The organism is Staphylococcus equorum (assembly GCF_029531845.1).
Lineage (GTDB): Bacteria > Bacillota > Bacilli > Staphylococcales > Staphylococcaceae > Staphylococcus > Staphylococcus equorum_C.
This window is the reverse complement of record NZ_JAMBPV010000001.1, coordinates 282,722-298,880: the sequence shown is the minus strand read 5'-3', so window position 1 is coordinate 298,880 and position 16,159 is coordinate 282,722. Positions and strand designations below refer to the sequence as shown.

Annotated in this window: 11 protein-coding genes; 3 read left to right on the top strand and 8 right to left on the bottom strand. The window is 29.3% G+C overall.

Features of this window, described 5'->3' with window-relative positions; translation table 11 throughout:
* Nucleotides 1-4 precede the first annotated feature (4 nt).
* Nucleotides 5-1,426, bottom strand: coding sequence for an APC family permease (locus M4L39_RS01320; protein ID WP_277580376.1), 1,422 nt, complete (start codon nucleotides 1,424-1,426; stop codon nucleotides 5-7).
* Nucleotides 1,427-1,683: 257 nt separating this feature from the next.
* Between M4L39_RS01320 and M4L39_RS01315 the strand changes: the two genes are divergently transcribed.
* Both M4L39_RS01315 and M4L39_RS01310 read left to right on the top strand, forming a co-directional pair.
* Nucleotides 1,684-1,782, top strand: coding sequence for a type I toxin-antitoxin system Fst family toxin (locus M4L39_RS01315; protein WP_277580375.1), 99 nt, complete (start codon nucleotides 1,684-1,686; stop codon nucleotides 1,780-1,782).
* Between the two features lie 266 nt (nucleotides 1,783-2,048).
* Nucleotides 2,049-2,882, top strand: a complete 834-nt coding sequence (locus M4L39_RS01310) for an aldo/keto reductase (protein ID WP_277580374.1) — start codon at nucleotides 2,049-2,051, stop codon at nucleotides 2,880-2,882.
* 275 nt (nucleotides 2,883-3,157) lie between these two features.
* Here M4L39_RS01310 and M4L39_RS01305 read toward each other — a convergent pair whose 3' ends face one another.
* From M4L39_RS01305 to M4L39_RS01280, 6 genes are all read right to left on the bottom strand, one after another.
* Nucleotides 3,158-3,454 (bottom strand): hypothetical protein, encoded by a 297-nt coding sequence (locus M4L39_RS01305; protein WP_277580373.1) that lies wholly within the window; start codon nucleotides 3,452-3,454, stop codon nucleotides 3,158-3,160.
* A 339-nt stretch (nucleotides 3,455-3,793) separates the two neighbouring features.
* Nucleotides 3,794-4,612, bottom strand: a complete 819-nt coding sequence (locus M4L39_RS01300) for an oxidoreductase (protein ID WP_277580372.1) — start codon at nucleotides 4,610-4,612, stop codon at nucleotides 3,794-3,796.
* A gap of 503 nt (nucleotides 4,613-5,115) precedes the next feature.
* Nucleotides 5,116-5,634: a hypothetical protein gene (locus M4L39_RS01295; protein ID WP_277580371.1), complete on the bottom strand. Its 519-nt coding sequence runs from the start codon at nucleotides 5,632-5,634 to the stop codon at nucleotides 5,116-5,118.
* Between the two features lie 104 nt (nucleotides 5,635-5,738).
* Nucleotides 5,739-7,655 (bottom strand): hypothetical protein, encoded by a 1,917-nt coding sequence (locus M4L39_RS01290; RefSeq protein ID WP_277580370.1) that lies wholly within the window; start codon nucleotides 7,653-7,655, stop codon nucleotides 5,739-5,741.
* Nucleotides 7,656-8,248: 593 nt separating this feature from the next.
* Nucleotides 8,249-9,529 carry a condensation domain-containing protein gene (locus M4L39_RS01285; RefSeq protein WP_277580369.1) on the bottom strand — a complete coding sequence of 427 codons (1,281 nt, stop codon included), beginning with the start codon at nucleotides 9,527-9,529 and terminating at the stop codon, nucleotides 8,249-8,251.
* Between the two features lie 771 nt (nucleotides 9,530-10,300).
* The gene (locus M4L39_RS01280) at nucleotides 10,301-11,377 is read right to left on the bottom strand and encodes an acyltransferase (protein WP_277580368.1); all 1,077 of its coding nucleotides are present in this window, start codon (nucleotides 11,375-11,377) and stop codon (nucleotides 10,301-10,303) included.
* 313 nt (nucleotides 11,378-11,690) lie between these two features.
* Between M4L39_RS01280 and M4L39_RS01275 the strand changes: the two genes are divergently transcribed.
* A complete protein-coding gene (locus tag M4L39_RS01275; protein ID WP_277580367.1) occupies nucleotides 11,691-14,009 on the top strand; it encodes a CDP-glycerol glycerophosphotransferase family protein in 2,319 nt (772 codons plus the stop codon).
* A gap of 204 nt (nucleotides 14,010-14,213) precedes the next feature.
* On the opposite strand, the gene M4L39_RS01270 is transcribed toward M4L39_RS01275, so the two are convergent.
* Nucleotides 14,214-16,148 (bottom strand): right-handed parallel beta-helix repeat-containing protein, encoded by a 1,935-nt coding sequence (locus tag M4L39_RS01270; protein WP_277580366.1) that lies wholly within the window; start codon nucleotides 16,146-16,148, stop codon nucleotides 14,214-14,216.
* Between the last annotated feature and the right edge of the window lie 11 nt (nucleotides 16,149-16,159).

The window sequence follows — 16,159 nt, the reverse complement described above, 5'->3', positions numbered from 1 at the left end:
CTATTTATTTCTGTTGACCATTCATTTTAATGGCATAAAATAAATAATATACAATACCAATAATAAACCAAATCAATGTATAGAATTTGGCTTGTCCGCTTAATCCCCAAAACACTGCAAATACACAGATAAATATAAATATCGGCATAACAGGATAAAATGGTAATTTAAATGCTGGTTCTGGTAAATCTTTACCTTCTCTTTTACGTAATGCATAAATTCCAATTGTCACAAACATAAATGCGACGAGCGCACCTGCTGAAATCAATTCCGCTAAAAATCCAAATGGAAATACAGATCCGATAATTACTGCCACAATCGTTAATATAACTAAAGAACGATTAGGTTGATTCTTCTTATTTAACTTTCCTAACCAAGACGGAAGGATGCCATCACGGCCAAATGAATAAAGTAAGCGTGAACCGGCAAGCATCATACCAATAAGTGCCGTAAACATACCTATGACTGAGACAGCCTGCACGATAACAGCAACTGTGCCATGTCCACTCATACGTAATGCCCAACCTACTGGCTCTGCATTATCTTTGTATGCTGAGTAATCAAACATACCCACTAATACGAGTGCTACAGCAACAAATAATCCAACTGCGATGAGTAGTGATCCTAAGATACCACGAGGCATTGTTTTCTGTGGGTTAATTGCTTCTCCAGAATTGGCTGCAATAGAATCAAAACCGATATAAGCAATGAAAATAACCGAGCTGCCTGCGTAAATACCTTGCCAACCACCAAAGGCGCCTGCCGCTGTTTCCTTATATTCAGGAATAAACGGTATGTAGTTTCCAATATTAATAACAGATAAACCTACAATAAGAAATAATAAAATCGCTAATATTTTTAACACAACGAGGATATTTTGTACGCGTGCTGTTTCTGATGCACCTCTCGCTAACAACAGTGCTGTGATAATAATTACAATTGCTGCAATAATATCCATTATGCCACCGTTAGTTCCAAGTGAATTGGATAATGCGTTTGGCAATGATATATGGAAGGGGTCTAAAAGCCCTCTTAAATTGGCTGAAAAACCTGACGCTACAAAAGAAACTGCAATAATATACTCTGCAATGAGCGCCCACCCTACTATCCAACCAAAAAACTCGCCAAATAATATACTAATCCAAGTATAAGCCGAACCTGCGAAGGGCATCACTGAAGCCATCTCTGCATATACGAAAGCTACGAGGGCCGCTACTATAGCTGATACTAAAAATGAAAGTGTTACAGCTGGTCCTGTATGATCTGCAGCAACAACACCTGGTAGTGTGAAAATAGCAGTCGATACAATCGTTCCGACACCTAATGCTAAAAAGTCTCTCACACGAAGTGTACGTTCTAAATTTGAATCTTTATTTTGATAACGGGATAAATCTTCTTTCCGAAATACTCTTTTAATGATACTCATTTTGCCTAACTCCTTGTTGATTTAAAAATAAACATGTTCTTAAGTATAATGATTTTCAAATACAATGTATATGTTATTTTAAGAAGAAATTAAATAAATTGAGAATGATATTCGTTGTAATTTGTATAATTGAGGAAATATTTGAAGATAAAGTGACAAGCTCAAACATATGATAAAAGCGTAGAATTCCTAGTATATAATATGGATGTCGCCTATCTCTCAGGCGTCAATTTAGACGTTGAGAGGAGGTGAGCTGAATGGGAGTATTTTTTATAAATGTCTTAGCCACAATCATCAGTGGTTGCATCATTGCCATGTTTACGCAATGGCTTCGTAAGCGTGGCGAAAAACAATAGGCGATGACGTAAGCCACACCATAAAAAGCCCTCACTATTCTAACCAATAGTGAGGGCTTTGGTGAACTAAATGGTAGCATTTTTTATACCTATATTATAATCACAGCGATCTTAAAAATCAATTAAAAATATGATTATTCATAAAATAGATACCTAGGTTACTTTAAAGTGCGTACTTACATTTCTAATCAATCAGCGGTAATATAATTAATATAAACATTATTTGAAAATAATTTTAAATCAAAAACAGAAAAGGGAGAACAACTATGCAATATATTGATTTTCATAATGGCAATGCTATGCCTCAACTTGGTTTAGGCGTTTTTAGAGTAGAAAATGATGACACTGCAAAAGATGCAGTGAAGCATGCAATTATTAACGGCTATCGCAGTATTGATGCCGCATTAGTTTACGGAAACGAAGAAATGGTGGGCCGTGGTATCCAAGAAGGTATCGTTGCAGCAGATATCCAAAGAGAAGACTTATTTATCACATCAAAACTTTGGTTTGATAGCTTTGGCAAAGAGAATGTAGAAAAAGGATATCAAACTTCTATAAATAACTTAGGTCTAGACTACTTAGATCTTTATCTCATTCATTGGCCGGGCACAGATGAGTCTGTCATGATTGAAACTTGGAAAGGTATGGAGGCTTTATATGAATCAGGCAAAGTTAAAAATATTGGTGTAAGTAACTTCAATATTGACCATTTAGAAGTGTTGAAATCACAAACTTCTATTAAACCTGTCATCAATCAAGTCGAATTTCATCCCTACTTTACACAACAAGAATTGAGAACATACTTAGATACTGAATCTATATACATGGAGTCATGGTCTCCATTAATGAACGCGGAGATTTTAACAGATGAAACAATCAATGCGATTGCAGAAGAAATTGGAAAATCTCCAGCACAAGTTGTTATTAGATGGAATATTGAACATGGTGTCGTGACGATTCCTAAATCAATTACACCTCATAGAATAGAAGAAAATATTAATATCTTTGATTTCTCATTAACAGCTGATCAAATGGAACGTATTGATGCATTAAACGAAAATAAGAGAATTGGACCTAATCCATTAGAATTAAATGGTTAACATAAATACAGCATACTATGAGTACAAATTAACGATTGCACAGTAGTAGTCTAATATCTAGTCAACCTTACTTATAGGGGCGAGAATACGAAATCAAATTTCAATTTTGGGTTTCTGTTCCGCTCCTATTTTTGTGTTGTCATTGATATTTCTAATATTCTAGACGTGCTTCAGACCCCTCTCTCACTAAAAAGGCTACTGATAAAGTTATAATCACCCTCTATCAATAGCCTTCATATGCTCATTTTATTATTCAATTGTAATGAAATTAACCGCTATTTCATGCGGTTCAGTATCTCTTCTTGAATTACTCCCAACGCTTCATTGTAATCTGTATTTGTATTCTCTTTTGCATTTACAACTAACAAATCTATAAGTTCAATGTCACTCTTGTCACGAACTTCATTTTCAAATTGGTGTAAATGCTCTTCTGAAGTTTCTGTGTTGTGCTTTTCTATTTGATAGTATTGATCGGCTCCCAATCCGCCTTCCTCAATCATCACAGAAATACCACTAGAACGTGTTTCATTCAATCTTTTGACTTTGATACGTTTATTTTCACGAATAACCATTTGAATCCCTCCTACATTATGCGCATTTTACAAATCCTTAATGCTTATAAACTATTTACATATTGCTATTGTTGGATTGAAAACAAATCGTCTTGGTGTCTTTATTTTTATGTATTAAAAACTACATTTGCGAATCAAAATATCTAAAAAACTGCAACGCTTCATTTCGATGTTTATTTAAGTGTAATATCCCGTGTGTAAAAATACAATATATTTGCTTATTTATCTATACCCTAAGTTTAAGATAAATATATATTTTTGTGTTTTATTTTAATAAGTTACAGGCCGATTGCAACAACAGTTAACTGAATGACCCAAAATTTAATGGGTCATTCAATTTTATTTAGAAATCTTTCTTTTAAGTAGCCAACCGAATGCTCTAACCGGTAATATAGCATGTAAAAAAAGCATAGGTTTGGCAATCAATCCAACCGTATAACGTGGTTTTGTATGATTGCTTTCTATAATTTTAACAATACGTTTCGCAGCAACAGAAGGATGAGAAAACATGCCGGATTGATGTTGTTTATACATCAATTGTGCCATATTTGAAGCTTTCGATTCATATGGGCCACCTTTTGAAGATGTTTCTAAATGATTAGCTGCAATTGGAGCCCAGTTCGTTTTTATACCACCAGGTTGAATGACTATAACGTCTATCCCAAAATCAGACAGTTCTAAGCGCAAACTTTCGCTATACCCTTCTAAAGCGTATTTTGAAGCATGATACCAAGATCCAAAATTGTTAGGCGTACGCCCACCGATAGATGATATATTTATAATCTTTCCTGAATTTTGATGACGCATTGAAGGTATAATTGCCTTTGTTAGCTCAGATAAACCAAATAAATTTACTTCAAATTGTTTTCTTGCCTCTTCAATTGATACATCTTCAACAGCACCATATGATCCATATCCAGCATTATTAACTAAAATATCTATATGCCCTTCTGTGTTAAGGACGTGATCAACCAAATTATGAATTAAAGTTTGGTCTGTCACATCTAGATGTATTATTTTCACATTATAAGCTAATAAAGATTTCATATTTTCTAAATTTCTTGAGGCGGCATAAACACAGTAGTCTTTTTTAGCTAAAGCTTTAGCTGTTTCGTATCCAATACCACTACTTGCTCCTGTAACTACAGCTACTTTCATTTTTATCATCCTTTAAGTTAATTGTTTTAATTAATACAAATCAATATGGGCTACTATACCACAAATTAATGTTTAGAAATAATTATTCTAATGTGTTAACGTTCTGAATAAAAATAGCATAATATTAAATAGCTCGATATAGAATTTAATATTTTAGTTCCACCCATTATACTGATTTATGATATATCTCCATTTAAATGGGTGTAAACATGAAAAGAAATACAAGTTTTGAGTATATCAGAGATTCTCGTTGACCACTATATAATATAGACAAATGCGTCTAAAATTACTTTGAATATAAAAAAATGACTGCTAATTTTTTAGTTAAAAATTAACAGTCATTTATTAAAACTAGGACTTATGTTCTAGTTTCAACTTTAAGTTAAATATTAATAATTTTTTAAGAATGCTTAATCAAATCCCTCTAGCTAATTGCTCACTAGAAATTCTATTCATGGAGTTAAAATCACACTATATATCGTGTTCTAACTTTTTAGATTTACTTATTCATTATTATTGATTTGTGCTTGTAACGATTGTGAATTAGATCGTGAAATATTGAGTAAATATACCGATTTTGCTAGTGATTGCTTACTATTATTATAGGAAACTCCAGTTCGCTTAGAAAGTATAACTGTAACTAGTGAACCTAACATCGCTAACACTGTAATTGTAATAAATGGTGTCACAGTCGTAACTGGATTAACAAAAAAGATAATCACAGCGATAAATATAGATACTACAGCGATACCGATTAATATTAACGTAGCATACATATATTGCGTTGCTTGTTTTAAATCTTTTTGAAATTGTTCTTTAGAGCGCTTGTATTGAACATTGTTTTTATATAATTTCAAATCTTCGTTTGCATCCATCGTTTGCGCAAAATCTGAAATTTCTTTATTATCATCTTTTTTTAATTCTTCAATGATTGGTTGATAACCAAAGGTAAGTGCAATTTTTTTTTCTTTTTCTGTACCCTTTGCAAGTCGATTCAATTCTTCTAATTTTTGTTGGTTCATTGTTTCCACTCCCATATTGTTTAATATTGATCCGCGTTATTAAGCTAGCTCATTTATCTATTGGGGGCTGCTATTTTGTTAACAATAGGTGCTTCTAAACATTATTATTTCTTTTGTGGCAATTCTGTTTTGTGTGAATTTTGAACTTTAGTTTGCGTGTCTGCAGTGCTGTCTTGTGCATTGGCTACGTGACTACCAAATAAAGTACCAGAACCTAACAAGGCACATAAAAAGAGACCACCTAACCAAGTGAAGAATGTTGGTTTTTTTCTACGTTCATAGCGCTTTGCTTTTTCAACACCATCGTCTAATAAGTTGCCTATATCAATGTTTTGCGGTTCAACAACTTTATTAAAATTCGATTGATTTAAATCATTATTTGAAAAACTTAAGGCTTGTTGTTTAATTTCCATAGCACGTGCTGAAATACTTAAACTTGTTTGGTTACTCTGTTCTAATTGCTGATTTAAGCGGTCTAAATGACTTCTATTATTTTGAAGTTCCATTTCTTTAGAACGGATTGATTCGTCTTTATCAGTACTTTCTCTTTTCGATTTTTCTAATTCTACTCTTAACCAATTAATTTCATCTGTCATTTGTGAGTCTTTTAATTCATAATCAGTTACTTTTTGATTCACTGCTAAATCTAAACGTTCGTTAAATGTTGATTCGTTATGAATTAGGTCTTGTTCTAACTTACTAATCTCGCCTCTAAGTTTATCGACATCTTCACTTCTTTTTTGAACTAATGCTTCTACATCTTTTTCCATAATGTTTTGCAGTTCCGACTTTTTAGTATCAATCGTCTCTTGATGATGTTGAACAATGTCATCTACAATTTTAGAAACATGCAAATCATAGTTGTTTTTAACACTAGCATCTAATACTTTGATTTGATTATTATAGGAATTTTTTGCTTTATTTGATAATGTCTTTTCATATTCACGAATGCGGTTTGTTAAAATAGGTCTTTCTTCTCTTTCTATTTTTTCTTCCATGTCTCGGCGTGCTTTTTCGCTACGTTCATTTTTACCTATTTCAAATTCTTTTTCTAATTTTTTGGTTTGTTCTTCAACTTTATTTGGAATAACTCCTAAATCTTCTTGGAATTTACTTTCTATTTGTGTGTAAGATTTATGATATTGAGAATCATTTGATTTATAATTACGCGTTTTATCCGCTTCAATACTTTTGCTCCACAAATCAGTAACAAGTTGATTGAATATACTGTTTATAATATCTTCTCTCTTTTTTTGTAAGACTACTAATTTGTCGTTTTTTGTTTTATTAAAGTCATCTTCAGTTAATTGTTCAAGCTTTTGGTAAGTTGGCAATACTTTTTCATTATAACCTTTATCGTCGACAATACTTCTAAATTCTAAATTTTCATCATCTAAATAAACTTTATCTATAAGTGAATCGAGCGTGCTATATAGATTATCTTTTAAAAATTGAACGTCTGAAAAATCTTCGTTTTTGTTAATAGACATAATTTGTTTTTTCTTTTTTTCATTAGACAATTTTTGCTTAGCACCACGCTTATTTTTATTTTGAATTTGTTTTATAATCGCGTCTTTCAATGGTTGTAACGTTTCAAATTTTAAGCCTTTACTTATATCAGAAATATCAAAATCAGGCATGTTTAGCTCTTTTAAGATATCATTATTTATAACATTTACTTTAAATTCATTTTCATGTGGTATATAAATCCTTAAACCAAAATTACAGTCAAGGCGTTTATTTTCTTTTATATTATGTAAGGAAGTTAGGTCTGTAACACAGTATTCTCGATCTTCAAATATTTTAAAAGGCTCATTTTCATCATTGTGATCTATCGTCACATCAAAAGATTGCACAATTTTAGAGGAACCTAAGATTTGTTTGAAAGATTCAACAGCATTTCCTTTGGAATATCCTTTTCTCAATACTGGGGCAACGATTGGCACAATATATATTTCGGTTTCTCCTGCAAGTACATGGTCTATTTCTAAAGAACTAATATCTAAAACGTTATTTCTCATTACATGTCATCCTTCCATTCGAGTTATTGTTTAAAATGTTGTAAATAATACTTAAATGTTTCATTTTATGCTTAATCGGTTGTTCAGGAAGCAATATAATAATTGATTGAATCGTTACGTATATAAAAATATGTTCGATAATAAGTAGATCAGTTGGTAAGTTTATGTAAAATAAGATTTTAAATATCACAACAAAAACATATTATAAAGTCGAACTTATATACATATTGTAACATTTACATAAATTAATAATTATTAATTGTCAGATTTCTATGATAACATATTAATTAAATTTATAATATGAAGTTTTATAAAGAAAACATTGATTATGATTATTAATTGTAAACATAAATATTTACAATTAATTTTTATTCGAAAATTAAAATGAACTTGCTTTTTAGGTTGTAAAAAAGAGTGATCCAACCTCTGCGTAAAGATATATTAGCAAAGAAAATATAAAACAAACTGCGTTCAATTACTTTATTAGTTAAATAATTAAAAAGAGTGTTCAGAAAATGATTATTTTCTGAACACTCTTTTTCAAATTTTATAATTGTCTATGTTTTAAATTCTACGATCTAGCATTCAATGCTTTACTGACTTCTATCTGTATAAATTGCTATATCTTTAATCGCTTTATTTGGAGTTTCTATTACGACATTTAAAATTCCCATGATATCTTTATGCAAATTCATAACTTCAGCTTCATTCATAATATCTGTTTGATAATTATAATCTATATCTATCATGCTGTTCCCATTTCTATTACTTATATTTAGTCCTAACGGAACATTATGAGTATCAGAACTAAACCATTCATCTGAATAACCTTTTTCTACAAAATCAGAGTTATATTGTGTTTTTTGAAATGAAACTGTACAGTCTAATAACCCTTTTTTGTTTCCGTTATTTTCCACTATTTCTTTATAAGAATATTTTCGATGTTTAAGTAAATTGAAAGTTTCTGTTTTTACTGTTGTTAGAAAATGGTTAATTGAGGCATTCTTATCAATATCTACTATAACCGGTAAGATCCTTGCGTATACCCCTATGATGTTCTTTTCAAACGGTTCATTTCTATTATGTACTAATAAACCGACTGAATTCTTATTTGATGCAGTTTTTTTATGTTTTAAAATAAGCATAGCAGCAGAAAATAAATTACTAATACTCATTTTGTTACTTTCACAAAATTCTTTGATTTTTTGTGTACAGTTTTCTGATAAAACATAACTTTGTCTGCTTCCTTGACCATTAGTTACAAGTTTATTTTTGAACAACTCATTATTTTCAATACCCTTTAATTTTTCATACCAGAACTGTTTATCTTTTTCAAACCTATGTGAGTTTTTATAATTTAATTCATCGTTAACAGAATCTAAATATGAAAATTCAGAAGTTTCTTCTTGAATCCCATAAATTAGATATTCACATAAAGCATTTCCACCTAATGTTGTGCTCCATCCATCTGAAATAATATGATGGTGTAAGGAGAATATACCTATATTTGCGTCAGGTAGTTTTAATATCGTAAATTCGAATAATTCACTGTCCGTTGCAAATATATTCTTTTTGACTTGTTGCTTAATCCATTGATCATAACCTTCTTTATCATTAGTAAAGTCGATATAATCAAACTGCTTTCTTTTATATTCATCAACATACTGTCTATATTCAGAATTTACTTTCGTAATCCTTATTTTATAACTATCATTTTGATTTATTATATTGTTCATAGCATTTTCTATTGTTTCTAATTTCAAATCTTCTTTAATAGTGATGATACCAGCTATATTATTAATACTAGTATTTTCGTAAAATTCCTCTTTTTTAATAACTTCAGTTTGTGCATCTGATAATCTAACTGTTTCCATTATTTATCCTCCGAAAATTGTTACATTTTGAAATGCTGTAACATGTTTTTACTAAATCTTCGTTAATTGCTTGTTATAAATTGGAATTTTACATTATACTACCAATTTTAAATTTGCTCAACATAATTTAAAATATGATAATTTTCTTAAGTCGTTTTGAATTATTTATTCTATGAGTTTCAACAATTTTTACTACTTTCTTAAAACACAAGATATATATGGTGTTTCAACGTATTTACAAATTAGAGTGCTCACCTGCTAAACATAGATCTCGGTAACTATTTAATTGCAGTTACCAGGTTATTTTCGGTAAGCTGAATCCATCGTCGCTTGATTATTTATCACGCTTTTTCGGCTAATATGAAAACATGAGTTTCATACCTACTATAAGTGGGCGCTACAAATGCTATAAATAGAATTTTTAATATATGTCGCTTCCTTCCTTATCAATAAAAAACACAAAAGTAACACACCAACTTTTATATTCTAACACGTACATACTTTTAAGAAAATCCACTTACATATATAGTAAAGTTTTTAGTAGCTCGAAGTGACATGCGTATAAAACCTAAAATAGTCTTAAGACATCCAAAGCATACTTTTACATCTATTTTTTGTTTGTAGGTGTTTGGATTTGTGGTCCCGAAAATTGTTTCCTTCTTAAACATCTTAATGCCCATATTGAAGCTTCAAAAATAACCTCTTCATCTTGCTATTCACTAGCTTTTATACATTTATTTACTAATTAATAATTCCTTTTTTAAATCTTCACTACGTCTTCTCATTTCGAATACGCTTATTAATAATTGTTTTTTTAGCCGGAATCGGTACAATATAGCTCGAAAAAGGCAATTTACTTATTAAATGAATAGATATCACAGAAAGACACAATATAAAGATATAAGAAATAACAAATGTAGATGGATTGTTAACAATATCTGCATAAGGGTACTGTCTATATATCATAATTAATAAAACATGAATCAAATATATTCCCATAGAATAATTTCCTATAACTGTTAAAGTTTTTGTTAAATACTTATAATTTTTAATATGGTTATACAATATAATTAATAGCGCAAGAAAGAATGGTATATAAATTATGTTAGCTATACTACTTGAACCATATAAATTTGTAATATCAATACTGATTATTAAATCAACAAATAATATCATTCCTATTATTTTGAAATAAATTTTATATTTTAATATTGAACTATTAATTTCTTTATAATGTTTCGCATAGCAAATACCAAGGAAAAAGAAGGAAATCCAGTTCAATATAAATGCTTTACTATTAACAAAAGAGTTTAGCCAATCATTTTGGAATGTAATTTCACCTTTACCATAACTCAACCAAATTATATTTATTATGGTGGCAACGATATATGCAATTATTAATGGTAGCCCCTTTTTGAATTTGTGTACAAATGGAAATAGTAAATAAAATTGAATTACTACTAAAATGAAATACAAATGTATTTCAGCTGTACCAAGTATATAGTATTTTATTATAGGCGTTCCTGGAGGGTAATATGTATTAGTAAAAAGATGCCTCAATACTATATATAAAGTTGTCCATAGTATATAAGGTATCAAGATTTTAGTGAATCTTGATTTGGTAAAATATAATAAACTAAATTTTCTATTCAAAGTTGAACTTGTAAGCAAAAATGCACTGATTACTGCGAAAATAGGTGTTCCTAATCTCGATATTTGGTTAAAATATGACAAAATGGGATCAATTATGATGCCATTTGAATTATACAATTGAGCAGTTAAATGTATACAAAGAACTAACATCGTGGCTACAGCTCTTATAACAGGGATTTCTTCATAATATTTCATAAACTAATATCTCCTATGATTTTAATAAAAATTTTTAAAGAAATTAAATAAAAAAACAATTATTCCATAATATCACAATCATTCATTAAAGCACATTGCTTCTGTATAAAATAATAATAGGATTTAATCAAAACTATAAATTTCAAAAACACTTTATATATCATATTTCAATAAATGTTGTTATGATATGCTTAAAGTGTAATTACACAAAATTTACATATAATTTACACGCACATAATATATAGATATTAAATATAGGTATTATCAATGCTTTTTATTTAATTTTGGGGATGCTGAAATATGGAGGGATAACGTGAATATTAATATAGTGGGGTTTAATATTTTTTCAAAAGGGGGCACTTCTAGAAGTAATATTAATTTAATAAAAGCGTTTTTAAATAAAGGTCACACTGTAAACTATTTTAACTATTATAATTTTGAAATTAATCAAATTACGAAATTAATAATACATGAAGACATTGATTATGCGAAATTTAGAGTTTTTCAATTAAATAACCCAAAAGCTTTAGCCAATGGAGACATATTAATTATAACTAGAGAGGATTTATTTAAATACGCACGATCAGTTAAAGAAGAAAAGAATAACATAAAAATTGTTGGCGAAATACATGGACCATTGGAATATATAAATGATGATATTGATTTATGTTTAGACGCTATAGATTCAATTAGAGTTAGTACACCATCAATTAAAGAAAAATTCCAAAAGAAATATAAATTTAAATCTGTCTTTAATCAATACGTAAATGCAGAACATGTAGATATATGCGACAAACCTATTAATACAAAAAGAAATTTCTTAATTAAATCTAGGTTTGAAGATGGTGTAAAAGATATATCTTATATTATAAAACTAATGAATTATATTGTTAATAACAGAAATTATGAAGATATACATTTATACATTATTGGATATGGTCCTTCAGAAAATTTATATAAAAACTTAGTGAGATATTATAATTTAGACCATAATGTTTTTATTAATGAAAAGGAACCGCTCAATTACATTTATATTTCTACATCGCATTATGAGACTTTAGGCTATTCTATTTTAGAAACTATCATGTTAGGAAATAGAGCGCTCATCTATCCTGGTAGAGACCATGTATTAAAAGAAATATATAGTAAATATCATTGTATTGAGTTTTTACAAAAAGATATTGTTGAAGACAGTAAAAAATTATTAACATTATTAAATCATAAATATACCAGTGAAGATAGAATTAAAGATGTAACATATCTAACAGATGAATTTAAAAATGATTCTTATATAGATGAATACATTAGTAAAATCGCTGAACATGAGAATCCACAAGCTTTTTTAAGTAAGAATAAAGAGATAAAATATAATATAGTTCAATCAGACACTAAACTTAATAAATTAAATAGTAAAAGAGATTTATATGAAAAATTGAAAAAGAATAAAATGCTTAAGTATTTATTAACTAATAATTATTTCTTCAAGAAAATGAAATCTTTTTATAATTATAGAAAAAACAAGCTACAAGTAAAGGTGTTAGATAAAATTGAGCCTGAGGAAACTAAGGTTTTTATAGAATCCTTCCATGGTAATGATTTTAGCGGAGATCCTAAATATATTGCATTGAAAATCAAAGAACTTTATAAAGAGAAAAAGATTTTTGTGAGCTCCATCAATTCATTGGTAGATATTGAAATTAGAAATCACGGTTTTATACCAGTGAGGTTTGGAACAGATCAATACGTTAAATTATTCCGTAGATGTAAGTATGTCTTTATGAATGGCAATTCATGGGACAAAGTATATAAGCATGATAAACAAGTATTTATACAAACTTGGCATGGCTTTCCACTCAAAAAAATGGTTAACGATTTAGAAAACAATCAAGATAAAGAATTACAATTAAAACAATTTTTACCTCGTATGAATAAATGGGATTATTTATTTACTTCCTCAGATATCAACAAATTACTATTAAAGTCAGCTTTTAAATTAGAGAAAAATAACCATTTAAATATTTTAACTTTAGGCGCTCCTAGAAATGAATATCTTCTTGAACATAATAATGATTTTGAAAAAACAAGAATTTTAAATAAATATATGATTAAAGATTTTGAATATAAAACAATCATTTTATATTGTCCAACATGGAGAAACGGTGAAAGAGAATCTTTAACAAATATGGATTTACGACTTTTACTCGATTATTTACCGAAAGATTATGAAATCATCGTCAAACTTCATCCCAACGAGAGTAAGTTGAGAAATAAATATAATAATTTAAGTTCTAGAATACACTGTTTTTATAATGAATTTATAGATATTCAAGAACTTTATATTATAGCTGACGCAATGATCACAGATTATTCATCGACAATATTTGATTACGCTCACTTAAGCAAACCTATATTTTTGCTTCAAGAAGATGATAAAAATTATCAAAATGATATTGGTTTTTATTTTGATATATTTGAATTAGGTAATTTCCCTGAAGTACCGTCTGATGAAAGGCAATTAGCAAATCAATTGAAGAACATTAAAAATATCCAATATTCTAAATTGATTAACAGGCTTATGACAGAAGATAGGCATGATACAAGTAAAAAAATATTAAAAGAAGTCTTTTCATAAACTCAAAAACCAAAATTAAAATAGTCAGCCTCTGAGCTAACAATGTTTCAGATAAATGAAAAAGCACCCCTAAAATTTAGATTTTTAAGTCTAACTTTTAGGGGTGCTTCAAATTGTGGTAGTATCACATTTATTAAAGATAGAGTACTTTAATTATCTTGTGCGTTTTATCTGTATAATAATGACTTAGTCCTTTAGATATTCTTAAATTTCAGCACGTTTCCAAATTAACACTTTGTTTTCACCAGCTTGTAAACTTTCAATTGGTCCTAATAGTGTAGTAGCCGTTCTCATATTTTCTACTAAATCAGTATTAATACTGATTGGCATTTCATTCGGACTTTCAAAGTCTGCGTCTACTAGTCTTACTTTAGGTAAAGTGTCACTTGATTGGGTTTCTCCTTTAATTTCAAAAAATGATGTTGGTAATGAAATGTTAAGATATAGACCTTCTGATTCTTCTTCTAAAGATAACGCAGGATTAAAGTTCTCATCTATTAAATTATTTTCTTCTTTTTCAAAGTGTTTGGCTTTATTGAAATAAGCATTATTGTTAATAAAAACAGGTTGTTTTATTTTATGATAAGCTTGGTGATCTCCTTCTTCTTGAGAGACCATATACTTATATTCTTCTAAAGATGTTGTATAATCATTATATAATTCCGTTCCAATATTATTTACAGCATTTTTCCCTATAAATATATTATTGTAGAATCTATCGTCTCCTCCATAAACTGGAGCAAACCCAGCAATTAATGTACTATGTGGCACATGGTAAGGCGTTGATCTATCTAGCATCAATCTATGAACCATTTCACCGTTAATAATATTATTAACGTAAGCACCACCTTGTGCATGATTATCTAAAGCGTAATCAGCGGTTAATATATTATTATCGACGAGATAAGGTCCGCTTGTCACTTCTACAAAAAGATCCCTTGTATTTTCATTGAATATATTTTTACTAATTCTTGTTCCTTGAGTTTGCCAATCAAACCACATACCTAAAGAGCAGTTATGAACGTAATTATTATAAACTTGTGTATCTAAAGCCGCATGTAGTTTAATACCAGCAATTTCATATCCGAAAAAAGCTCTTCTATTACCAATATTAAAGATGTGGTTATTATATATTTCACTAAAAGCGCACCCTAAATGTCCCACAATAGCATTTTGTCCACAATCGCTAATTTTATTATTTCTAATAATGTGTGATCCTATCGTTTCTTTATTCCAATCAGCGTTAACAGCACTAAAAACTGTTTCTATTTGGTATTGATAGCCAGGTTTATCTTTTCTAATTGAACTAAAGTTTTGTCCGGTAGATATCTCTTTACCAATTGAAACACCACTACACATTGAATCATGTATATAATTATTTTCTACGATCCATTTTTTACTCCAATTCGTATCAATCAAACCAGTTTGTTTAGCTGTAGGTGGAGACCATTGTGTTGCAGCGTGCGCTAATTCAAAATTACGAATCGTTATATAATTAGTATGTGTTTGACTTGGCGAAAATACATGTTCTCTGACGTTGATTTCTATTAATTCTTCATTTGGATTATAGTTTTGAACATTAGCGTAAATTGTAGTACTATCTTCATTTACTTCCGCATACCATAAAAATGTTGATAAACCAGCGTAATCAAAATCAACTTCTTTTTCAGTCCAATGATCAAATACTTTTTCGACTCTTTGTGGATTTTTCAATCTATCAAAAGTACTTACTTCAAATAGTGCATAACCATTTAAATATACTTGCCCTAAAGTCTGATCATTATCAACCTCAAGCCAATCACCAAATAATTTCACTGAAAATGGATTAAATGTTTTGAATAATTGATTAGGAACTTCTACTTTCCATATATTTCCTTCTACAAGATGCCAATCGTTTATTTCTTCAGAGCCTTTTATAGTAACTTTTTCATTTTTTGCACTTTCAAATGTAATTCTGCGAGACTCGCTTAATCCTGAATTTATGTCGTTTATTTCTTCTCTATATGTGCCTTCATGAACAATTACAGTATCACCTGGTAATGCGAGCGATGCTGCTTTATTAATTGTTAACAATGGCTCTTCTTTATTCCCACTTGAAAAATCTGATCCTGTTTTAGCTACATATAATTTTTTTGTCATAATATAACCTC